Source organism: Stutzerimonas sp. LR2, from assembly GCF_055755175.1.
The window spans coordinates 1,110,756-1,133,157 of the sequence record NZ_JBVTRR010000001.1 but is presented as its reverse complement, the minus strand read 5'-3'; the positions used below and the strand labels follow the sequence as shown (position 1 = coordinate 1,133,157).

Annotated in this window: 18 protein-coding genes; 8 read left to right on the top strand and 10 right to left on the bottom strand. The window is 66.1% G+C overall.

All coding sequences use genetic code 11. The features are described 5' to 3' along the window. Window positions 1-23 precede the first annotated feature (23 nt). The 3 genes from ACVRRC_RS05230 to selO all read left to right on the top strand — a co-directional run bounded on the left by ACVRRC_RS05230 (window position 24) and on the right by selO (window position 6,781). Entirely contained in the window at window positions 24-1,769 is a 1,746-nt protein-coding gene (locus ACVRRC_RS05230) for a potassium/proton antiporter (RefSeq protein ID WP_014597919.1), read from the top strand. Window positions 1,770-1,941: 172 nt separating this feature from the next. Further along, window positions 1,942-5,229, top strand: coding sequence for a mechanosensitive channel MscK (gene mscK, locus ACVRRC_RS05225; RefSeq protein WP_472996697.1), 3,288 nt, complete (start codon window positions 1,942-1,944; stop codon window positions 5,227-5,229). Between the two features lie 91 nt (window positions 5,230-5,320). Then, window positions 5,321-6,781 carry a protein adenylyltransferase SelO gene (gene selO / locus ACVRRC_RS05220; protein ID WP_151320384.1) on the top strand — a complete coding sequence of 487 codons (1,461 nt, stop codon included), beginning with the start codon at window positions 5,321-5,323 and terminating at the stop codon, window positions 6,779-6,781. Window positions 6,782-6,809: 28 nt separating this feature from the next. Here the strand turns inward: selO and ACVRRC_RS05215 are convergent, their stop codons facing one another. The 5 genes from ACVRRC_RS05215 to ACVRRC_RS05195 all read right to left on the bottom strand — a co-directional run bounded on the left by ACVRRC_RS05215 (window position 6,810) and on the right by ACVRRC_RS05195 (window position 13,286). Next, complete coding sequence (locus tag ACVRRC_RS05215; RefSeq protein WP_045159803.1) at window positions 6,810-8,000, bottom strand: hybrid sensor histidine kinase/response regulator; 1,191 nt, start codon at window positions 7,998-8,000, stop codon at window positions 6,810-6,812. Window positions 8,001-8,002: 2 nt separating this feature from the next. Further along, complete coding sequence (locus ACVRRC_RS05210; RefSeq protein ID WP_017245478.1) at window positions 8,003-8,605, bottom strand: chemotaxis protein CheB; 603 nt, start codon at window positions 8,603-8,605, stop codon at window positions 8,003-8,005. Continuing rightward, the gene (locus ACVRRC_RS05205) at window positions 8,602-9,420 is read right to left on the bottom strand and encodes a CheR family methyltransferase (protein ID WP_048330079.1); all 819 of its coding nucleotides are present in this window, start codon (window positions 9,418-9,420) and stop codon (window positions 8,602-8,604) included. Before ACVRRC_RS05205 ends, ACVRRC_RS05210 begins: the two co-directional genes overlap by 4 nt. 1 nt (window position 9,421) lies before the next feature. Next, a complete protein-coding gene (locus ACVRRC_RS05200; protein ID WP_170799557.1) occupies window positions 9,422-12,934 on the bottom strand; it encodes a response regulator in 3,513 nt (1,170 codons plus the stop codon). Between the two features lie 193 nt (window positions 12,935-13,127). Then, the gene (locus tag ACVRRC_RS05195; protein WP_003286662.1) at window positions 13,128-13,286 is read right to left on the bottom strand and encodes a YqaE/Pmp3 family membrane protein; all 159 of its coding nucleotides are present in this window, start codon (window positions 13,284-13,286) and stop codon (window positions 13,128-13,130) included. 419 nt (window positions 13,287-13,705) lie between these two features. Between ACVRRC_RS05195 and ACVRRC_RS05190 the strand changes: the two genes are divergently transcribed. After that, on the top strand, window positions 13,706-14,698 hold the full coding sequence (locus ACVRRC_RS05190; RefSeq protein WP_014597926.1) for an SDR family oxidoreductase: 993 nt from the start codon (window positions 13,706-13,708) through the stop codon (window positions 14,696-14,698). 6 nt (window positions 14,699-14,704) lie between these two features. Here the strand turns inward: ACVRRC_RS05190 and ACVRRC_RS05185 are convergent, their stop codons facing one another. Next, on the bottom strand, window positions 14,705-14,902 hold the full coding sequence (locus ACVRRC_RS05185) for a hypothetical protein (protein ID WP_011914895.1): 198 nt from the start codon (window positions 14,900-14,902) through the stop codon (window positions 14,705-14,707). Then, the gene (locus ACVRRC_RS05180; protein WP_472996696.1) at window positions 14,902-15,735 is read right to left on the bottom strand and encodes an MBL fold metallo-hydrolase; all 834 of its coding nucleotides are present in this window, start codon (window positions 15,733-15,735) and stop codon (window positions 14,902-14,904) included. Before ACVRRC_RS05180 ends, ACVRRC_RS05185 begins: the two co-directional genes overlap by 1 nt. Before the next feature lie 189 nt (window positions 15,736-15,924). Between ACVRRC_RS05180 and ACVRRC_RS05175 the strand changes: the two genes are divergently transcribed. The 4 genes from ACVRRC_RS05175 (at window position 15,925) to ACVRRC_RS05160 (ending at window position 20,117) form a co-directional block, all read left to right on the top strand. Further along, on the top strand, window positions 15,925-17,301 hold the full coding sequence (locus ACVRRC_RS05175; protein WP_437234700.1) for an NfeD family protein: 1,377 nt from the start codon (window positions 15,925-15,927) through the stop codon (window positions 17,299-17,301). Continuing rightward, window positions 17,291-18,049 (top strand): slipin family protein, encoded by a 759-nt coding sequence (locus tag ACVRRC_RS05170; protein WP_011914898.1) that lies wholly within the window; start codon window positions 17,291-17,293, stop codon window positions 18,047-18,049. The genes ACVRRC_RS05175 and ACVRRC_RS05170 overlap by 11 nt, the downstream gene beginning before the upstream one ends. Then, on the top strand, window positions 18,050-18,562 hold the full coding sequence (locus ACVRRC_RS05165) for an LEA/WHy family protein (protein WP_014597929.1): 513 nt from the start codon (window positions 18,050-18,052) through the stop codon (window positions 18,560-18,562). Window positions 18,563-18,854: 292 nt separating this feature from the next. Continuing rightward, the gene (locus tag ACVRRC_RS05160) at window positions 18,855-20,117 is read left to right on the top strand and encodes an OprD family porin (protein WP_048330087.1); all 1,263 of its coding nucleotides are present in this window, start codon (window positions 18,855-18,857) and stop codon (window positions 20,115-20,117) included. A 99-nt stretch (window positions 20,118-20,216) separates the two neighbouring features. Here ACVRRC_RS05160 and ACVRRC_RS05155 read toward each other — a convergent pair whose 3' ends face one another. The 3 genes from ACVRRC_RS05155 to ACVRRC_RS05145 are packed head-to-tail and all read right to left on the bottom strand — an operon-like array spanning window position 20,217 to window position 22,362. Further along, window positions 20,217-20,540: a DUF3325 domain-containing protein gene (locus tag ACVRRC_RS05155; RefSeq protein WP_020305742.1), complete on the bottom strand. Its 324-nt coding sequence runs from the start codon at window positions 20,538-20,540 to the stop codon at window positions 20,217-20,219. A 2-nt stretch (window positions 20,541-20,542) separates the two neighbouring features. Next, window positions 20,543-22,069, bottom strand: a complete 1,527-nt coding sequence (locus ACVRRC_RS05150) for a PepSY-associated TM helix domain-containing protein (protein WP_045159809.1) — start codon at window positions 22,067-22,069, stop codon at window positions 20,543-20,545. Next, window positions 22,066-22,362, bottom strand: coding sequence for a DUF3649 domain-containing protein (locus tag ACVRRC_RS05145; protein ID WP_079329241.1), 297 nt, complete (start codon window positions 22,360-22,362; stop codon window positions 22,066-22,068). Before ACVRRC_RS05145 ends, ACVRRC_RS05150 begins: the two co-directional genes overlap by 4 nt. Between the last annotated feature and the right edge of the window lie 40 nt (window positions 22,363-22,402).

The following is a 22,402-nucleotide window of genomic DNA, read 5'->3' as shown; positions in this document are numbered from 1 at the left end:
GCTTTCTCTAACGGAGTGTTCATTTGGACGTCGGCAACATCAACCACCTGTTCTTCATCGGTGCCTTGTTGGTGGCTGCAAGCATCCTGATGAGTTCGCTGTCGAATCGCCTCGGCGTACCCATCCTGGTCATCTTCCTTGCCGTCGGCATGCTCGCTGGCGTCGATGGCGTCGGCGGCATCGTCTTCGAGGACTACCGCCTCGCCTTCGTCATCAGCAACCTGGCGCTGGCGGTGATCCTGCTCGACGGCGGCATGCGCACCCGCACCGCCACCTTCCGCGTCGCGCTGAAACCGGCCTTTTCCCTGGCCACCCTCGGGGTCGCCATCACCTCGGGCCTGACCGGCCTGGCCGCCGCCTGGCTGTTCGACCTGCCGCTGCTGCAGGGCCTGCTGATCGGCGCCATCGTCGGCTCTACGGATGCCGCGGTGGTGTTCAACCTGCTCAACGGCAAGGGCCTCAACGAGCGGGTCGGCTCGACCCTGGAAATCGAATCGGGCAGCAACGACCCGATGGCGATGTTCCTGACCGTCGCACTGATCGAGATGCTGCTCGCCGGCCAGTCCACCTTTGGCTGGGATTTCCTGCTCAGCCTGCTGCAGCAGTTCGGCATCGGCACCGTGCTCGGCCTGCTCGGCGGCTGGCTGCTGCTGCAGCTGATCAACCGTCTGTCGGTGGCCGACGGCCTCTATCCGCTGCTGGCGGTGGCCGGCGGCCTGATGATCTTCGCCCTGTCCGGCGCCATCGGCGGCAGCGGCATCCTGGCGATCTATGTCTGCGGCCTGCTGCTGGGCAACCGGCCGATCCGCAACCGCCACGGCATCCTGCACATGTTCGATGGCCTGGCCTGGCTCAGCCAGATCGGCATGTTCCTGGTGCTCGGCCTGCTGCTCACGCCCAGCGAGCTGCTGCCCATTGCCATCCCGGCGCTGCTGCTGTCGCTGTGGATGATCCTCTTCGCCCGGCCGCTGGCGGTGTTCGTCAGCCTGCTGCCGTTTCGCAGCTTCCACCTGCGCGAGCGCCTGTTCATCTCCTGGATCGGCCTGCGCGGCGCGGTGCCGGTGATCCTCGCGGTGTTCCCGCTGATGGCCGGGCTGGAAAATGCCCAGCTGTTCTTCAACGTGGCGTTCTTCATCGTCCTCGTATCGCTGCTGCTGCAGGGCTCGACGCTGGCCTGGGCGGCGAAGAAGGCCAAGGTGGAAGTCCCGCCGTCGCCGATGCCGGTCTCGCGCACCGGCCTGCAGGTGCACACCACCAGCCAGTGGGAGATGTTCGTCTACCGCCTGAGCGCCAGCAAATGGTGCGTCGGCGCCGCGCTGCGGGAACTGAAGATGCCCCCGGGCACGCGCATTGCCGCCCTGTTCCGCGGCAAGGAGCTGCTGCACCCGTCGGGCAGTACCCGCCTGCAGGTGGATGACATCCTCTGTGTGATCGGCCATGACGAAGACCTGCCGGCCCTTGGCAAGCTGTTCAGCCAGGCGCCCACGCGCGGACAGGACCTGCGTTTCTTCGGCGACTTCATCCTCGAAGCCGATGCCCAGCTCAATGCCATCGCCGCGCTCTACGGGCTCAAGCTCGGCGAGGTGGATGGCGAGCAGACCATCGGTGACTTCATGGCCGAGCAGGTCGGCGGCCGGCCGGTGGTCGGCGACCAGGTCGAATGGAACGGCCTGACCTGGACCGTGGCGGCGATGGACGCGGGCGAGGTGCGCAAGGTCGGCCTGAAGTTTCCGGAGGGCGACAAGCCCGGCCCGCAGCTGATGTTCTAGCGTCTGGGGCGATCCGCCGATCGCCCCGTTTCGCCGGGCGCCGCGAACCACTGCATTGCTGCGAACCGCCCGGCCAACGAGCCCGTCCGTCGACCCGTTGCACGGTACTCGCGCTCGGCTGGCGCAGCCCGTAGACTTTCGCACTTTCGGTCACCCGCCTGCGTCTGCCTCCATGTCATTTCTGCGCACCCTGCTGTTTTCCACGCTCTGCCTGTTCGTTGCCCCGCTGCACGCCCAATCCCTCGACAGCCTGACCGGCACGCCGCCCGCCTCCGAAGGCGAAGCCAAGCCGGCATTGTCGCTCGGCGAGCAGACCCAGCGTCTGCTCCAGCAAACCGAAACCAGCAACAAGCGCGCCGAGGAACTCAAGGCCCTGCTGGCTCAGGCCCCGAAGGAGATCACCGAGGCCCAGCGCGAGCTGGCCAAGCTCAAGGCCAGCCCCGACGAAGACGCCGCCGAGCGCTACGCCAAGCAGTCGGTCGAGGCGCTCGAGCAGCGCCTGAGCGCGCGGGTCGAGGAACTGTCCGAATGGCAGAAGCAGTTCAGCGCGGCCAACAGCATGATCATCACCGCGCAGACCCGTCCGGAACGGGCCCAGGCGCAGATCGGCACGGCGCAGACACGCATTCAGGAAATCAACAACCTGCTCAAGAACGGCCGCGAATCTGGCAAGCCGCTGAGCGAGGAACGCCGCGCCCTGCTGGACGCCGAGATCGTCTCGCTCAATGCCCAGATCGAGCTGCGCCGCCAGGAGCTTGCCGGCAACAGCCAGCTGCAGGACCTGGGCAAGGCACGCCGTGACTTGCTGGCCGAACGCATCGCCCATGCCGAAAAGGAAACCCAGGCACTGCAGGCCCTGATCAACGAGAAGCGCCGCGCCGAATCGGAGCAGACCGTCGCCGAGTTCTCGGCACGGGTGCAGCAGGCCGGCTCGGACAAGCTGCTCGCCGCCGAGAGCGCCGAGAACCTCAAGCTCTCCGACTACCTGCTGCGCGCCACCGAGCGCCTCAACCGCCTCAACCAGCAGAACCTGCAGACCCGCCAGCAGCTCGACACCCTCAACCAGACCGATCAGGCGCTGGAAGAGCAGATCTCGGTGCTCGAGGGCAGCCTGCTGCTGTCGCGCATCCTCTACCAGCAGAAGCAGGCATTGCCGAGCCTGCAGCTGGACAAGAACCTCGCCGACGAGATCGCTGACATCCGCCTGTACCAGTTCGAGCTGAACCAGCGCCGCGAGGCCGCTGGCAATGCCAGCGCCTATGTCGAGCAGCTGCTGGCCCGGCAGAACGAGGAGGATGTGACCCCGGAGCTGCGGCGCACGCTGCTCGACCTGGCGACCACCCGCAGCGAGCTGCTCGACCGCCTCAATCGCGAGCTGGATGCGCTGCTCAACGCCTCGATCACCCTGCAGCTGAACCAGAAGCAGCTGCAGGACACCGCGCGCGCGCTCAGCGATACCCTCGACGAGCAGATGTTCTGGATTCCCAGCAACAAGCCGCTGGATCTCAGCTGGCTGCAGGGCGCCCCCCAGCGCCTCAAGGCCCAGCTGGCGTCGATGCCCTGGCTGTCGGCGCTGCAGGAACTGGGCGCCGGTCTCAAGGAGCGGCCGCTGTTCTTCCTGCCGCTGCTGCTGCTGATCGCCGCCCTGCTCTGGTGGCGCAACAAGATCGACGCCAAGCTCAGCTCGCTGAGCGAGCAGATCGGCCACTTCCGCAACGACAGCCAGCTGCATACACCGCTGGCGCTATTGCTCAACCTCTTGCTGGCCTTGCCCGGTGCATTGTTCCTCGCCCTCTGCGGCTATCTGCTGCAGATGGATGCGCGCGGACAGAACTACGTGCTCGGTGCCGCCCTGTTCGAAATGGCCCAGGCCTGGCTGGTGTTCTACAGCGCCTACCGCATGCTATCGCCGGGGCGTGTCGCCGAGCTGCACTTCGGCTGGTCACGGCCGCAGGTGGCCTTCCTGCGCGACGAGATCCGCCGCCTCGGCCTGATCGTCATGGCCCTGGTGGCGGTGGTCAGCGTCGCCGAGCACCAGCCGGCGCGGTTGGCCGACGACGTGCTCGGCATCCTCGTGGTGCTGACCTGCTTCGCCCTGATGAGCTGGCGTCTCAACCGCCTGCTGCTCAAAGGCCCATCGAGCCAGAATGCGCCACCAGTGAGACTGATGATCGGCCTGCTGTTCAGCGTGCTACCGATCGCGCTGATCGTCGCGGTGGGCTTCGGCTACTACTACACCGCGCTGAAGCTGACCGACCGGCTGATCGACACCCTTTACCTACTGATGATCTGGATCGTCGTCGAGGCCGCGCTGATCCGCGGGCTGACGGTGGCGGCGCGGCGCCTGGCCTACAAGCGCGCACTGGCCAGACGGCAAGCCATGGCCGATGAGCAGAGCGATACGATCGAAGCCCAGGGCGAGCCTGGGCTGGACATCGAGCAGGTCAACCAGCAGTCCCTGCGCCTGACCCGCCTGACCATGTTCGGCGTGTTCCTGGTGGCGCTGTACTGGGTGTGGTCGGACCTGATCTCGGTGGTCTCCTACTTGGACAACATCACCCTCTACGAATACACCACCGGCAGCGGCGAAACGCTGACCACCGCGGCGATCAGCCTGAACAACCTGCTCGGTGCGCTGCTGATCATCGCCATCACCGTGGCCCTGGCACGCAACCTGCCGGGCCTGCTTGAAGTCATGGTGCTGTCCAAGCTGCGCCTGGCCCAGGGCAGCGCCTATGCCACCACCACGCTGCTGTCCTATGCGCTGGCCGGCTTCGGCATCGTCGCCACGCTGTCGACCCTCGGGGTCAGCTGGGACAAGCTGCAATGGCTGGTGGCGGCGCTCTCGGTCGGCCTGGGTTTCGGCCTGCAGGAGATCTTCGCCAACTTCATTTCCGGTCTGATCATCCTCTTCGAGCGCCCGGTGCGCATCGGCGACGTGGTCACCATCGGCAACCTGTCCGGCACGGTCAGCCGGATTCGCATCCGTGCCACCACCATCACCGACTTCGACCGCAAGGACATCATCGTCCCGAACAAGACCTTCATCACCGGCCAGCTGATCAACTGGTCGCTGAGCGACACCGTAACGCGTGTGACGATCAAGGTCGGCGTCGCCTACGGGTCGGACCTGGACAAGGTCAAGGCGCTGCTCTACAAGGCAGCGCAGGACAACCCGCGTGTGCTCAAGGAGCCCGAGCCGCAGGTGTTCTTCCTCAATTTCGGCGAAAGCACGCTGGACCACGAGCTGCGCATCCACGTGCGCGACCTCGGCGACCGCAACCCGGCCACCGACGAGATCAACCGCTTCATCGATCGCGAGTTCAACAAGGCGGGCATCAGCATCGCCTTCCGTCAGGTGGATATCTTCCTCAAGAACTTTGCGGGGCAGCAGCTGCAGCTCAGCGCCGCAACCAAACCGGCCGATGGCAACAAGCCGGCAACCGACGATCGCGCCTGAGGAACGTCCAGGCGTCCGTCGTCCTCCAACGTCCTGAACAGGCTCGGCTCCGGCCGGGCCATGCTTGCCCGCATTCCGCGCCGGAGGCGACTTGAAGACCCTGACCCAGCTCCATTTCGACAATCGCTTCGCCCGTCTCGGCGATACCTTTTCCACCCAGGTATCGCCGCAGCCGCTGGAAGCGCCGCGCCTGGTGGTGGCAAGCGAGGCGGCGATGGCCCTGCTGGATCTCGACCCGGCCGAAGCCGAGCAGCCGCTGTTCGCCGAACTGTTCTCCGGGCACAAGATCTGGTCCACCGCCGAGCCGCGCGCGATGGTCTATTCCGGCCACCAGTTCGGCAGCTACAACCCGCAGCTCGGCGACGGCCGAGGCCTGCTGCTCGGCGAGGTGGTGAACGAGGCCGGCGAGTACTGGGACCTGCACCTCAAGGGCGCCGGCAAGACGCCCTATTCGCGCATGGGCGATGGTCGCGCGGTGCTGCGCTCGTCGATCCGCGAATTCCTCGCCAGCGAGCACCTGCACGCCCTCGGCATCCCCAGTTCCCGCGCGCTGTGCGTCACCGGTTCGGACACGCTGGTCTACCGCGAACGTCCCGAGCGTGGCGCCATGCTGCTGCGCCTGGCGCCGAGCCACGTGCGTTTCGGCCACTTCGAGTTCTTCTACTACACCCGCCAGCACGGCGAACTGAAGCAGCTGCTCGAGCATGTCATCGAGGCGCACTTCGCCGAACTTCTGGAACATCCCGAACCGTTCCACATGTTCTTCCGCACGGTGCTCGAACGCACCGCCGCGCTGATTGCCCGCTGGCAGGCCTACGGCTTCTGCCACGGGGTGATGAATACCGACAACATGTCGATCCTCGGCATCACCTTCGACTTCGGCCCCTACGCCTTCCTCGATGACTTCGATGCCCGCTTCATCTGCAACCACTCCGACGATACCGGCCGCTACTCCTTCGAGAATCAGGTGCCCATCGCCCACTGGAACCTGGCCGCGCTGGCCCAGGCGCTAACGCCCTTCGTCGAGGTCAAGGTGCTGCGCGAAACCATGGAGCTGTTCCTGCCGCTGTACGAGGCCGAATGGCTCGATCTGATGCGCCGCCGGCTGGGTTTCAGCCAGGCCGAGGATGGCGACGCCGAGCTGATCCGCCGCCTGCTGCAGTTGATGCAGGGCAGCGCGGTGGACTACACGCGCTTCTTCCGCGAACTCGGCGAGCGCCCGGCCGAACAGGCCGCGCAGCGGTTGCGCGAGGACTTCATCGACCTGCAGGGCTTCGATGCCTGGGCGGCGGACTATTGCGCGCGCAGCGCCCGCGAGGGCGGCGATCCGGTCGCGCGGCAGGCACGGATGCACGCGGTCAATCCGAAGTACATCCTGCGCAACTACCTGGCGCAGCAAGCGATCGAGGCGGCGGAGAAAGGCGATTACGCGCCGGTGCGCGAGCTGCATGCGGTTCTCAGCCGCCCCTTCGACGAACAGCCCGGGATGGAGCGCTACGCCGAGCGGCCGCCGGAGTGGGGCAAGCATCTGGAAATCAGCTGCTCGTCCTGAGACCGTCGCCCTGGGGCTGCGAGGCTGGCTATTCGCCCAGCGGCAGCAGCACGCGGAACACGGAGCCGCGACCTTCCTCGCTGTGCACCTGGATACGCCCCTGGTGCGCACGCACGATCTGATCGGCGATGAACAGCCCCAGGCCCAGCCCGGCGCTGCTTTCGCTGCCTTCGGCCCGCTCGAACTGGTGAAAGATGCGTTCCAGGCTCTTCGGACTGATGCCGATGCCATGGTCACGCACTTCGATGCAGGCACCTTCGGCACAGGCGGCGACGCTCACCTGCACCGGCCTGCCGGCACCGTAGCGCATGGCGTTGGTGAGCAGGTTGGCCAGTACCTGCTCGATGCGGAAGGCATCCCAGACCCCGACGATGGGTTCGTTGCGCTCCAGCCGCAGCTCGCAGCCGCAGGCTTCCATCTGCGCCGCGAAGCTTTCCACCACGTTGCCCACCAGTGCGGCGAGATCGGTGCGGCTCGGGCGGATCGACAGCTTGCCGGTGCGGATGCGCGAGACATCGAGCATGTCGTCGATCAGCCGGATCAGGCTCTGGATCTGTCGCTCGTCCTTGTCCACCATGCCGCGCAGGCGCTCTTCGCTGAAAGCGGCGAGGTTGTTGCGGCTGAGCTGCAGCTTGCGCAGCTGAACCTCGAGGATCAGGGTATTGAGCGGCGTCTTCAGTTCGTGGGAAACGATGGACATGAAGTCATCGCGCATGCGCACCGCATCTTCCAGTTCGGCCTTGGTCTGCCGCAATTCGTCGAGCAGCACCTCCTGCTCGCGACGACTCTGCTCCAGCGCCTCGAGCTGACGGGCCAGGCGCTTGCGGCTGCGGTACAGGTCGACGAACACGCTGACCTTGCTGCGCACCGCATGGGCATCCAGCGGTTTGTGCATGAAGTCCACCGCACCGCTCTCGTAGCCCTTGAAGGCGTAGTTGAGCTCACGGCCGGCGGCGCTGACGAAGACGATGGGGATCTGCTTGGTACGCTCGGTGCCGCGCATCAGCTCGGCCAGCTGGAAGCCGTCCATGCCCGGCATCTGCACATCGAGAATGGCCAGGGCGAACTCATGTCGCAGCAACAGCTCCAGCGCCTGCTCGGCCGATTCGGCCTGGTGCACCCGGACGCCCGGCGCCTGCAGCAGCGCATCCAGAGCCAACAGGTTCTCCGGCAGGTCATCGACGATGAGCAGGTTCACCTCGTCGTTACGGTCGGGCATGGTCACTCCAGTTCTCGCAACAGTCGGTGAATGTCACGTAGGGGCAAGATGTAGTCCGGTGCGAAGCGCTGCAGCGCCGCGCGCGGCATGGTCGGCACCGCCGCTTCGGCAGGGTCCTGGATCACGGTCAGGCCACCGACCCGATGGATCGCCTCGAGGCCGGCAGCGCCGTCCTCGTTGGCGCCGGTCAGCAGCACGCCAGCCACCTGCGGCCCCCAGACATCGGCCGCGGATTCGAACAGCACGTCGATCGAAGGCCGCGAAAAGTGCACGGCATCATCCTGGCTCAGCGACAGGCTGCGGTCGCCTTCGACCAGCAGGTGATAACCGGGCGCCGCGAAACACAGCATGCCCGAGCTTAGCGGATCCTTGTCTTCTGCTTCCTTGACCCGCAACCGGGTTCTGCGCGCGAAGATTTCCACCAGCTGGCTTCGGCCGTGGGCCGGCACATGCTGCACCACCAGGATCGGCGGGCGGTAGGTGCTTGGCAGGCCCTCGAGCACCACGCCCAGCGCCTCCAGCCCGCCAGCCGAGGTGCCGATCACCACGGCCTCGATGGGCGGCTGGCGTCTGGCCTGCAGGATAGCCTGATCGGAGCTGCTCATAGTTTGCGGAAGATCCTTTCCGATTTGTCGAACGGCTCGTAGAGACCGGCGTAACCCGAGAACTCGACGGTCTCCTTGCTGCCCAGGCCGAGGAAGCCTCGGTGACAGAGCGACTCATGGAACAGACCGAAGGCGCGATCCTGCAGCGGCTTGTTGAAATAGATCAGGACGTTGCGGCACGAGATGAATTGCGTTTCGGAAAATACGCTATCGGTCGCCAGACTATGATCGGCAAACGTAACCTTTTCTTTCAGTGACTTGTCCATGATCGCCGAGTCGTAGGCGGCGGTGTAGTAGTCGGAAAAACTGCGGGTGCCGCCGGCCTGCTGGTAGTTGGCGGTGTATTGGCGCAGGTGGTCGATGGCGAAGATGCCCTGACGTGCCTGCTCCAGCGAGCGCGGGTTGATGTCGGTGGCGTAGATGATCGTCCGCTCCAGCAGCCCCTCCTCCTTGAGCAGGATGGCCATCGAGTAGACCTCCTCGCCGGTGCTGCAGCCGGCGACCCAGATCTTCAGCGACGGATAGGTGCGCAGCACCGGCACCACGTGCTCGCGCAGCGACCGGTAGTAGCTCGGGTCGCGGAACATCTCGCTGACCGGGATGGTGAGGTACTGCAGCAGGTCCATGAAGGCGTGCGAGTCGTAAAGGATCTTGCGCTGCAGTTCCGAGATGCTGCCGCAGTCGAGCTGCTTGAGCGCCAGCAGCACCCGGCGCTTGAGCGAGGCGCTGGAGTAGTCGCGAAAGTCGTAGCTGTACTTGAGGTAGATGGCCTCGATCAGCAGCTTGAGTTCGATTTCGACGTTGCGGTCGCCCATTTCACAGCAGCTCCACTTTCGGCAGCCAGACGCGGATCAGCGAGAACAGACGGTCGAGGTCGATGGGCTTGGCCAGGTAATCGTTGGCGCCGGCACGCAGACAGCGATCCTGATCGTCCTTCATCGCCTTGGCGGTCACCGCGATGATCGGCAGCTTGGCGAAACGCGCCTCCTTGCGGATTTCCTGCATGGCGGTGAAGCCATCCATCTCCGGCATCATGATATCCATCAGCACCAGGTCGATGGTCTCGTCGTGCTGCAGCTTGTCGATCGCCTCCAGGCCGTTGCGGGCGATTTCCACCAGCGCGCCCTTCTGTTCCAGCGCGCTGGTCAGGGCGAAGACGTTGCGCACGTCGTCGTCCACCACCAGGATCGTGCGGCCCTCGAAGGCCTTCTCGCGGCTGCGCGCGCTTTTCAGCATCTTCTGCCGCTCCGGCGGCATGTCCGACTCGACCTTGTGCAGGAACAGGGTGACCTCGTCGAGCAGGCGCTCCGGCGAGCGCGCCCCCTTGATGATGATCGAGCGCGAGTATTTGAGCAGCGCCGCTTCCTCGTCGCGGGTCAGGTTGCGCCCGGTGTAGACGATCACCGGCGGGAAGGAGCAGATGTCCTCCTTGGCCATGCGTTCGAGCAGTTCGCTGCCATCCATGTCCGGCAGTTTGAGATCGATGATCATGCAGTCGAACACGGTGCTGCGCAGCAGTTCGAGGGCCTGCTCGCCGAACTCGACGGCGGTGATCTCGATGTCCACGTCCTCGATCAGCCGCGACATGCTCTCGCGCTGCAGGGCGTCGTCCTCCACCAGCAGGATGCGTTTGACCTTCTGCGCCAGCTTGGCTTCCAGGCGACCGAACACGTCCTTCAGTTCCTCGCGGGTGGTGGGTTTCATCGCGTAGCCCACCGCGCCCATCTGCAGCGCGGCTTCCTTGCGATCCTCCACCGAGACCACGTGCACCGGAATATGGCGGGTCGCCGGGTTTTCCTTGAGGCGCTCGAGCACGGTCAGGCCGGAATGGTCCGGCAGGCGCATGTCGAGCAGGATGGCATCGGGCTTGTACTGCACCGCGGTGTCGAAGCCGTCGTCGGCGTTCTGCGACAGCAGGCAGCTGTACTCGAGTTCGTGGGCCAGGTCACGGAGGATGCGCGCGAACTGCGGCTCGTCCTCGATGACCAGCACGCAGCGCTCCTTGAACGGGTACTTGTCGCGGTCGTCGGGCAGGCGCTCGTAGGACACGGCGCCGCGGTTCGGCAGCTCCGGCTCGTCGCGGCGCGCCGGCGGCGGCGTGATCGCTTCGGCCATGGTGACCGGTGCACGGCTCGGCTGCGGCGCGGTGGTCGGCTCGACGGCGAGCGGCTCGCTGTAGCTCTGCGGCAACACCAGGGTAAAGGTACTGCCGGCGCCCGGCGCACTCTGCACCTCAATCTGGCCGCCCAGCAGGTTCGCCAGCTCGCGGGAGATCGACAGGCCCAGGCCCGTGCCGCCATAACGTCGGTTGGTGGTGCCATCGGCCTGGCGGAACGCCTCGAAGATCGCCGCCTGCTGCTCCGGCGCGATGCCGATGCCGGTGTCGCGCACCGCGAAGGCCAGCATGCCGCCATCGCGCGGCTCGACGCGCAGGGTGACCGAGCCCTTCTCGGTGAACTTGAAGGCGTTGGCCAACAGGTTCTTGAGGATCTGCTCCAGGCGCTGGCGGTCGGTGAACAGGGTGGGCGGCAGGTCGTCGGCCAGTTCGACGCTGAAGCTCAGGGCCTTCTCCATGGCCTGTGGAAGGAACAGGCTCTTCATGCCAGCGACCAGCCGCGCGAGGATGGTCAGTTCCGGGTGCACCTCGAGCTTGCCGGCTTCCACCTTGGAAATGTCGAGAATGTCGTTGATCAGGGTCAGCAGGTCGTTGCCAGCAGAATAGATGGAGCGGGCGAACTGCACCTGCTCCTCGCTCAGGTTGCCGGCCGGGTTGTCCGCCAGCAGCTTGGCCAGGATCAGCGAACTGTTCAGCGGCGTGCGCAGCTCGTGGGACATGTTGGCGAGGAACTCGGACTTGTAGCGGCTGGCACGCTGCAGCTCGTCGGCGCGCTGCTCGAGCATCAGCTGGGCCTCGTTCAGGCGCTGGTTCTTCTCGTCCATCTGGTCGCGCTGGCGAGCCAGCGCTTCGGTCTGCTCGGCCAGCTGTTCGTTGGTCTGCTCCAGCTCGGCCTGCTGCTCTTCCATGTGCGTCTGCGACTCGCGCAGGGCATTGGATTGCTCCTCCAGCTCCTCGTTGGCGGCACGCAGTTCTTCCTGCTGCACCTGCAGCTCCTCGTTGAGCTGCTGGGTTTCGGCCAGCACCTTCTGCAGTCGCTGGCGGTAACGCGCCGCTTCGATGGCCGAGCCGATGCTCGGGGCGATGCGTCGCAGCAGCTCGCTGTCCTGCTCGCGCAGCGGTCGCAGGAAGCCCAGTTCGATCACGCCATTGAGCAGGCCGCTATCTTCCACCGGCACGATCAGCACCGCGCGCGGTGTGGTGTCGCCCAGCGCCGAGGTCACCTTGAGATAGCCGGCCGGCAGGTCTTCGAGCGCCATCATCCGCCGCTCCAAGGCGGCCTGTCCGACCAGCCCCGTACCGACCTCGAGGCTACGCGCGCTCTGCAGATGTTCCGGGTCGTAGGCGTATTCGGCGACGCGCTGCAGCTTGCCGTCCTGTATCACGTACAGCGCGCCGACGGCGGCGTCGATGTAGCGCGAGAGGAAGTTCAGCACGCCCTGGCCCAGCGCCGGCAGCGCCAGTTCGCCGATGATCGACTCGCTCAGCTGGGTCTGGCCGGTGCGGTACCAGGCCTGCTTTTCCAGCGCCTCGGCATGCGCCTGCTGCTTGCGCAGCGATTCGGAGTAGGTCGCCGACAGCGTGGTCAGGTCACGGCGACCGAGAAAGACCAGCAGGCCGCTGAAGATCAGGCTGAACAGCAGGAAGCCACCGATCAGCGCCGTGGTGACGATTTCCGAGGTGTCGGTACGCTCGGCACGCAGCTGGCGCTCGGTGGCAATGAATTCGTTGAGCAGCGTGCGGCGCTGGTTGGTCAGGTCGAGGCCGCGGCGGGTGCGCACGTACTCGACGATCGACTCGCCGGCGCTACGCCGCGCGATCCCTTCTTCGGCAAAGGTGAGCCAGAGATGATGCGCCGCCTCGACCTTCTGGATGCGCGACAGCTGCAGCGGGTTGTTGCCGGCGTAGCGCTTGAGCGCGTCCAGCTCCTCCTCGATCTGCTCAAGGCCCTGGCGGTACGGATCGAGGAACGGCTTTTCGCCGGCGATCAGGTACCCACGCAGGCCGGTTTCCAGATCGGCGACCAGGCGCAGCGCTTCATGGGCGTGGGCCACCCCCTTGACCGACTGATCGACCCAGTGGCTGACGCTCAGCAGGTAATAGACGATGGCACTGAAGAAGAAGGCGCTGAGGAAGCCGAAGCCCAGGGGCACGGCCACGTTGCGATTGAGGATGCGCCTGAAATTGTTCTGATCGATGAAGGACTCGCTCATCTGGTTTCCTTTCCGTGTACCGGGGCAGGTCTGACGCAGCGCGGGGGGCATCACCTGCGGGCGATGGCGCTCGGTTTCCGGCGTTTTCTTGAGTGTTTCGCGCCTAATAGGTTCCGTAGCGCAGGAGGCGCGACTCTACACGGCCAGCGGAGGGAGTTCAAAAGCGGGCCCGGCCGAGCCGGGCTCTGAGCGATCAGCGGCGGGCGATGATCCAGACGGCGTGAATGATGCCCGGAATGTAACCCAGCAGCGTGAGCAGGATGTTCAGCCAGAAGGCACCGGCAAAACCGACCTGGAGAAAGACGCCAAGCGGTGGCAGCAGAATCGCGAAGATGATGCGGATAAGGTCCATCAGGGTCTCCGTCAGTCAGGAATTGGCCATTACGAGGCTCACTGAATCGACCTGATCGACGCCAACGGGTTCCTTCGTCAGCGGGGCAGACCCGCCGCCCTCAGGGCAGCGGGAACGAGTCCGAAGGCGACCGGATAAGCCGCCGAGGGCATCTGATGGATGCACAGAGGGGGAAGACGCAGCCACCACGGTGGCATCGTTGCGTCATGCCGCTTCGCCTTTTGAGCCAAGGGGCGGCGCCAGCTATCGCTTAGCCTGCTAACCATCTCAGACCAAAGGAGTAGCCGCCATTGGCCATTGGTCGATAGCCGAGCGATCCACTGGGGCAAGCGGCGAACTCGGCCGGGCCTGGGCGGGTCGTCTAAGCAGCTGCGGGCCACCGAAAGCGCCCGTTCATTGCAATGACCAGAGGACTTCCCATGCCAGAACCAACCGCGGTGATCTGTGGCGCGACTGCCGGTGTCGGCCGCGCCAGTGCCGAGGCCTTCGCCAGAGCCGGCTACCGCGTCGCGTTGATCGCGCGCGGCGAGCAGGGCCTGAGCGACACCCAGGCGCAGCTCGAAGCGCTGGGAGCCCGTGTGCTGGCGATCGCCGCCGATGTCGCCGATGCCCCGGCCTTGGAAGCGGCCGCCACGCGCGTCGAGGCCGAACTGGGTCCGATCGACGTCTGGGTAAACGCGGCGATGGCCACGGTGTTCGGCCCGTTCTCGGCACTCACCCCCGAAGAAATTCGCCGCGTCACCGAGGTGACCTACCTGGGCAGCGTGCACGGCACCCTGACCGCCCTGCGCCACATGCGCCCACGCAACCGCGGCACCATCGTGCAGGTCGGCTCGGCGCTGAGCTATCGCGCGATTCCGCTGCAGTCGGCCTACTGCGGGGCCAAGTTCGCCATCCGCGGCTTCATCGACTCGCTGCGCTGCGAGCTGATTCACGACCGCAGCGGCATTCGCTTGAGCATGGTGCAACTGCCGGCGCACAACACGCCGCAGTTCGACTGGGCACGCAACAAGGTCGGCTGGCGTGCACAGCCGGTGCCACCGATTCATACACCCGAGGTCGCCGCCCGTGCCGTTCTGCGGGCGGCCCGGGAAGCGCCGAGGGAATTGTGGGTCGGCACCGCCAGCCTGAAAGCGATCATCGGCACGCTGTTCATGCCCGGGCTGCTCGACCGCATGCTGGCCCGCCAGGCCTGGGACGGCCAGCTGATCCCCGAGCGTGAGCCCGAGGGCCGCCCCGACAACCTGTTCGAGCCCGTAGAGGGGCTGCACGCCACCGAGGGTCGCTTCGGCGACCAGGCGAAACCGCGGGCGATCGCCTTGAGCGCGGCGAGCGTCGGCAAGCTGGCGCTGGGCGCCGGCGCGCTGCTGGCGCTGGGTGCGGGTTGGGCGCTGGGCCGCCGCGGCCGCTGAGCCGGCTCAGCCCTGTGGCGGTCGTGGCGCACGTTTACGGCGGATGTTGATCCAGGAAAGCACGGCCAGCGCCAGCATGGCGCCGGTCATGTTGTAGTTGCCGATTGCCGCATAGCCGAGCGCGGCCAGCGAACAGGCGCCGAAGCCGATCCAGCGCACGGCAGCCATCATCCGCTCCACCGCCCGGCTGCGTGGCGCCGCCATCAGTGCGCACCACGCTGCATGCGCGCCAGCTCCTGCGCGTCATGGCTGCAGAACAGCGTGACCTCGTCGCGGTGCTCCAGCGACAGCGTCCACAGCCGGTGCTGATTGGCCAGCCGAGCGGTGCGATCGACCTCCATCATGCGCTGGTAGAAGCGCAGCCCCGGCGTGCAATGGCGCTCGTTGCGGCCGACCTCCTCGCGGAAGAAATAGGCGTCGCCGGCATGCAGTAACCAGCCGCTGTCGGTCTGCACGGCGACCCCGGCGTGACCATGGGTATGCCCCGTCAGCGGGATCAGCTGGATTTCCGGCGGCAGCCCGCGCAACTCGCGAACGGCCTGGAAGCCGAACCAGAGATCGCCGCCCGGCTCGTAGAACTGCCAGTGGCGCACCTCGTCCCACTGCCGGTGACGGTAGCGGCTGTGGCCGATGAAGCTGCGTGTCGCCCGGGCGGCATCCATCTCGCGCTGCAGCACGTGCACCTGGGCCTGCGGAAAATCCGACAGCCCCCCGGCGTGGTCGAAATCCAGGTGGGTGAGCACGATATGGCGCACGTCCTCGGCCGCGAAGCCGAGCCGGTGCAGCTGTTCCAGCGCGGTGTAGCGCGGCTCCAGGCGGATGTTGTTGAGCGCCCGGAAGAACGGACTGAGCCGCTCGCCGGGGCGCCGCATGTCTTCGGTGCCGAAACCGGTATCCACCAGCACCAGCCCGTGCTGGTCGGTTTCCAGCAGCAGGCAATGGCAGACCAGCTGCGCCGTCAGGCCCTTGCTGAAACCATCGAACAAGGCCCCGCCGAGCGGACACATGCAGCCACAGTTCAGGTGATGGATGCGCATGAAGACTCCTCGATCGGCATGCAGGCCGCGAAGGCCGGCCCTTACTGGTTCTGAGGTCACTGCCGCGACTGGAGTTCAGCCCGGTCGGCGGATACGCGGCGTCCTGCCTCGCCGCGCCGCGACGGCGGTGGTCTAAGCTGCCAGCAAGGGCACGACACTGTGCCGTGCCGCTGCCAGAGGACATCCGCCATGCCTCGCCATCCCGCCCGCTGGCTGCTGGTCCTGCTGCTCGCGCTCGCGGTCCAGAGCGCGAGTGCCGCCGATCCGGTGACGCTGCTGCGGGTCGATGGCGCCATCGGCCCGGCCAGCGCCGATTACATTCTGCGCGGCCTGCAACACGCCCGCGACGAGGGCGCACAGCTGGTGGTGCTGGAACTGGACACCCCCGGCGGGCTGGACACCTCCATGCGCGCCATCATCAAGGCGATTCTCGCCAGCCCCATTCCGGTGGCCACCTATGTCACCCCCAGCGGCGCCCGCGCCGCCAGCGCCGGCACCTACATGCTCTATGCCAGCCATGTCGCCGCGATGGCGCCGGGCACCAATCTCGGCGCGGCGACGCCGGTGCAGATCGGCGGCATGCCCGGTGCACCGCCGGAGCAGCCGAAGGGCGAGCGTGAAGACGACGCCAAGGCCTCCGGCGACGCCCTCGCCCGCAAGCAGGTGAACGATGCGGCGGCCTATATCCGCGGGCTGGCCCAGCTGCGCGAACGCAACGCCGAGTGGGCCGAGCAGGCGGTGCGCGAGGCGGTCAGCCTGTCGGCCAGCGAAGCCCTGAAACTCAAGGTGATCGATTACCTGGCGCGCGACGTGGCCGACCTACTGCGTCAGCTCGACGGCAAGACGCTGGCCACCATCGAGGGCGAGGTCAGGCTGCAGACGGCCGATGCGCGCCTGATCGAACACGCGCCGGACTGGAGGGTGCGCCTGCTGGCGGTGATCACCAACCCCAGCGTGGCGCTGATTCTGATGATGATCGGCATCTACGGGCTGATCCTCGAATTCTCCAATCCCGGCATGGGCGCCGGCGGCGTGCTGGGCGGCATTTGCCTGATCCTGGCGCTGTATGCGCTGCAGCTGCTGCCGGTGAACTACGCCGGGGTGGCGCTGATCCTGCTCGGCATCGCCTTCATGGTGGCCGAGGCCTTCCTGCCCAGTTTCGGTGTGCTCGGCATCGGCGGGGTCGCCGCGTTCGTCGCCGGCGCGGTGATTCTGATCGACACCGAGGTACCCGGCTTCGGCATTCCACTGTCGCTGATCGTGCCACTGGGCTTCGCCAGCGCGCTGCTGGTGTTCGCCATCGTCGCCATGGCACTGAAGGCGCGCCGCCAGCGGCTGGTCGGCGGTGATGCCGAGCTGATCGGCAGCCTGGCGCCGGTCACCGGCATCTCCGCGCAGGACCCGCACAGCGGCTGGGTGCATCTGCAGGGCGAGAACTGGCAGGTACGCAGCGCCACCCCGTTGCAGGTCGGCCAGCAGGTACGGGTGGTCGCCCGGGAGGGTCTGCAATTGAACGTCGCGGCACAGCCATCAAGCAATCGAGAGGAGCTGAACCATGGGTTATGAAATGAGTTTTCTGGTGCTGCTGGTGCTGGTCGTGGGGCTGCTCGCCTCGGCGTTCCGCATCCTGCGTGAGTACGAGCGCGGCGTGGTGTTCATGCTCGGGCGCTTCTGGAAGGTCAAGGGACCCGGCCTGATCATGATCATCCCTGGGCTGCAGCAGATGGTGCGGGTCGACCTGCGCACCCTGGTGCTGGACGTGCCGACTCAGGATGTGATCTCCCGTGACAACGTCTCGGTGAAGGTCAACGCAGTGGTGTACTACCGCGTGCTGGACGCGCAGAAGGCGATCATCCAGGTCGAGGACTATCACTCGGCCACCAGCCAGCTGGCGCAGACCACACTGCGCGCAGTGCTCGGCAAGCACGAACTGGACGACATGCTGGCCGAACGCGAGCAGCTCAACAATGACATCCAGCAAGTGCTCGATGCACAGACCGACGCCTGGGGGATCAAGGTGTCCAATGTCGAGATCAAGCACGTCGACCTCGACGAATCCATGGTCCGCGCCATCGCCCGCCAGGCCGAAGCGGAACGCGAGCGGCGCGCCAAGGTCATTCATGCAGAGGGCGAGCTGCAGGCTTCCGAGAAGCTGATGCAGGCCGCCGAAATGCTCGGCCGGCAATCGGGCGCCATGCAGCTGCGCTACATGCAGACGTTGAGCAACATCGCCGGTGACAAGAGCTCGACCATCGTTTTTCCGTTGCCCATCGAACTGCTGCAGGGCATCAAGAACCTCGACAGGAAATCCTGAGTGCATCCATCCGCCACGCTCCACCTGCCATGGCAGCCGCTGCGTCTGCTGCTGATCGCCCTGCTCGCCCTAACCCTGGGCGCCTGCGCGGCACTGTCCCCGCGCGACCCGCTCAACGTTCAGGTCGCCGGCATCCAGCCGCTGCAGGGCGAGGGCCTGGAGGCTCGCTTCCTGGTCAAGCTGCGCCTGCAGAACCCCAACGAGGGCGCCATCGACTACAGCGGCGTCGCCCTCGACCTGGAAGTCAACGGCCGACGGCTGGCCAGTGGCGTCAGCGACCAGCGTGGCACGGTGCCGCGCTTCGGCGAGAGCGTGCTCGAAGTACCGGTGACCATCTCGGCCTTTTCCGCGGCACGCCAGGCACTGGGCCTGGCCGAGAACATTGGCATCGACGCCGTGCCCTACGTGCTGCGCGGCAAGCTCGCCGGCGGCCTGTTCGGCACCCAGCGCTTCGTGGAGAAGGGCACCATCGATCTGTCCCCGGCACTGACGTCCCCCTATCGCCGCCCCTGAGTCATACGACCACATCACTAAAAACGCCACGATTCTCCGCCAACGGAGCGTTCGCTGGCGGCACCGTGCAAACCCAAGCCGCCAGCCAATTCCTCACTCTACCGCACGGATACCGGCGCACCGGCTTTTATCGCTCCGACCTTAGGCGACGTTGACAAGCCGCATGCCATCGCCATAATGCCTGCAGTCATATGACAACTGACGTCATTAGACTAGCCATGAAAAGGCACAGACCACCGCCCGCACGGTGGCCACACCGGGGCGGCCCATCAAGCAAGGGAGCACAACAATAATGACCCCACGCACCCCCTCGTCCGTCGCGCTGTTCGCTGGCGGCTGCATGACCCTCGCATCGCTCGGCTTCAGCACCGGCGTGCAAGCGGAAGGCTTCATCGACGATTCGACGCTGTCACTGAACCTGCGCAACTTCTATATCAACCGCAACTTCGTGAACCCCAACGCCCCGCTGAGCAAGGCGGAAGAGTGGACGCAGAGTTTCATCCTCAACTTCCAGTCCGGCTATACCCCCGGTCCGATAGGGTTCGGCGTGGATGCCCTGGGCCTGCTGTCGGTCAAGCTCGACGGCGGTGGCGGTACCTACGGCACCGGCCTGCTGCCGGTGCATGGCGCACCCGGCGATCGGCATCCGCCGGATGACTTCGGCCGCCTGGCGGTCGCGGCGAAGGCCAAGCTGTCCGAAACCGAAGTGCGTGTCGGCGAGTGGATGGTGGTACTGCCGATCCTGCGCTCGGACGACGGCCGATCGCTGCCGCAGACCTTCCAGGGCGGAATGATCACCTCCAAGGAGATCAAGGGCCTGACGCTCTACGGCGGGCAGATGCGGCAGAACAGCCCGCGCGACGACGGCAGCATGGACGATATGTTCTACGCCGGCGTCAGCTCCGACCGCTTCAACTTCGCCGGCGGCGAATACGAGCTTGGCGCCAAGACCAAGGTGGGCGCCTGGCATGCCCGTCTGGAAGACATCTACCAGCAGAACTATTTCCAGCTGCTGCACACCCAGCCGCTCGGCGAGGGCATGGCGCTGACCGCCAACCTCGGTTACTTCACCGGCAAGGAAGAAGGCAGCGCGCTGGCCGGTGACCTGGACAACAAGACCTACTCCGGCCTGTTCGGTCTGCAGGTGGGCGGCAATACCTTCTACGTCGGCTTGCAGAAAGTCAGCGGCGACAATGGCTGGATGCGCGTCAACGGCACCAGCGGCGGCACCCTGGCCAACGACTCGTTCAACTCCAGCTACGACAATGCCAACGAGCGCTCCTGGCAGCTGCGCCATGACTACAACTTCGCCGGCATGGGTATTCCGGGCCTGACCATCATGAACCGCTACATCAGCGGCGACCGCATCGAGGCTGGTGGCGTGGATGACGGCAAGGAATGGGGCCGCGAGTCGGAACTGGCCTACACGGTACAGAGCGGGCCGTTCAAGAGCCTCAACATCAAGTGGCGCAATTCCAGCATCCGTCGTGACTTCAGCACCAACGAGTTCGACGAGAACCGGCTGATCTTCAACTACCCGTTGTCCGTGCTGTAAGCGGTAGCGCTGTACGCAACCCTCCTCGCTCCGGTTGCGATCACTTTCTTTGGCCCGCCTAGGCGGGCCTTTTTTTGCCCGCCGCAGCGACCGTTGCGACTACCAGAGGCCCGACAACGCCGCGCCGGCGGCCAGCAGCGGCATCAGTGGCAGCACCCAGCGCGCGCGCCAGGCCAGCAGCAACGCCAGCAGAACCCCCGCGAGCATGACCAGGCAGAGCCAGATCACCGCGCCGATTTCGCCGCCCTGACTGGCGATGCACAACCACAGGGCGATGCCGAAGCAAACGGCCGCCATCGAACGCAGGATCACGGCTGCCGGTACGCGCCGGTCGGCGCGAAGCAGCTCGCTGCGATGTCGATTCATCCCCAGGCAGAGCAACATCATGCCCAGATAGCTCAACGCAAAAGCCGATAGCAGCATGCTCATGCCTCCTGTACGCGCGGCGAGCGGCGGCGTATGACGGCCGGTGTGCCTGCACCGTCCAGGCGCCATGCACAGGCGGCGCAGACCAGGCCGGCAGCGATCAGGAACAGATCCACCGAGGCCAGCGCCCAGTCGCCACGCCCGAGGCTGGCAAGCAAATGACCGCCAGTGGTCAGCCCGTTGACGAGCGGCAGGCCGAGAGCAAGCAGGGCGCCGAGCAGCAGCTGCCCGCGCAGCAGACGCCGCCCCTGCTGACGCCGCAGCACGGACCAGAGCGCGACCAGCAGCCAGGCGCCGGCGAACACCCAGCCTTCGGCGACCGCCCGCTCGGCGAAACCGGTCGGGATCAGCCGATTGCCCCACAGCAGCGCCAGACTGGCCAGCGGCAGCCCACCGAACACCGCGCCGTTCAGCGCCCGTACCCAGGGCAGGCTGCGGTCGCCGCGCTGCTCGCGCTTGGCGAGCCAGACCTGCAGCCCGCCGATCAGCATGGCGCAGCCGGCCAGCCCCATCAGCAGATACAGCAGACGCACCAGGGTGCCGCCGAACTGCGCCATGTGCAGGCCGGCCAGCCAGAGGTAGGCACGATAGCCGGTGGAGGCGTCCTGGCGGTTGAGCAGTTCGCCGCTGGTGGCGTCGTAGGTCAGGGTGTCCTGCGGCGAGGCGATGCGCGAACGATCACGGCGACGGATATCCACCACCGCCGAAGCATCGTCGGGATGATGCACGCTGACCCAGCCCACCTCGCCGCCACCCCACTGGCGCTGCGACTCGGCGATAAGCGCATCCAGCGAAACCGGTTTGCCGGCCGGCTGATGCAGCTCGTCGCGGTGATAGCTGCCCATCACCTCGCCAAAGTACTGCATGACATTGCCGGCGTAGCTCACCTGGGCCGCGGCCGGCATGTACGAGGCGACGAAGATCGCCACGCCGGTATAAGCCAGCACCAGATGGAACGGAAAGCCCACCACACCGAACAGGTTGTGCGCATCGAGCCAGGCGCGCTGGCCATTGGCCCGGGGCCGCAGGGTGAAGAAATCCTTGAAGATGCGCCGGTGGATGATCACGCCCGACACCAGCGCGACGAGCATGAACATGCCGGCCAGGCCGACGATGTACATGCCGACGTCACCGGCGTGGAGGTTGTAATGCAGCTTGAAGAAGAACTCGCCGCCAACGGTTTCCGCCATGGGCGTGGCCTGGCGACTGCGCGGGTCGAAGGCGACGTTGTGGATGGTCTCGGTGCCATCGACTTCCCAACCCAGCCGCCAGTAGGGCTCGCGCTCGGTGGGGCCGTGCATCCAGAACGCATGCAGCTCGTCGCTGACGTTCTGCTGCAGCCAGCCACGCACGTCGTCGGCGCCCAGGCTGGACGCCACGCCGTCGTGCAGCGCGGGGCGCATCCAGCGCGAGAGTTCCTTGTCGAAGCAGGCAATGGTGCCGGCGAAGATGATCACGAACAGCAACCAGCTCGGCAGCAAACCGCCCCAGGTATGCAGGCCGGCCATGCTTTGGCGCAACTTCATGGACGAACCCTCCAGTCGCCGGAAAGGAACGCGGCCAGGCACAGCACCGCGGTAACGCCGATGATCGGCAGCCAGATGCGGCCGGCGCTGCGCGCGGCGAACACATAGATCACCACGGCGGTCCAGACGGCGAAGCTGGCCAGACTGGAGAACACCACGCGATCTGGACGCGCCAGCGGCAGATAGACCGCGAGAAAGGCAGTCACCGCATAGGCCACCGCATAGCCGCCGACCAGCGCGGCGAGCACGCGGGAGGCGATGCCCCAGCGATTGTTGGATGCACTGCGACTCACTTGGAAGGTCCCTCCGTTGCAGGCCGGCTGACGGCGTTTG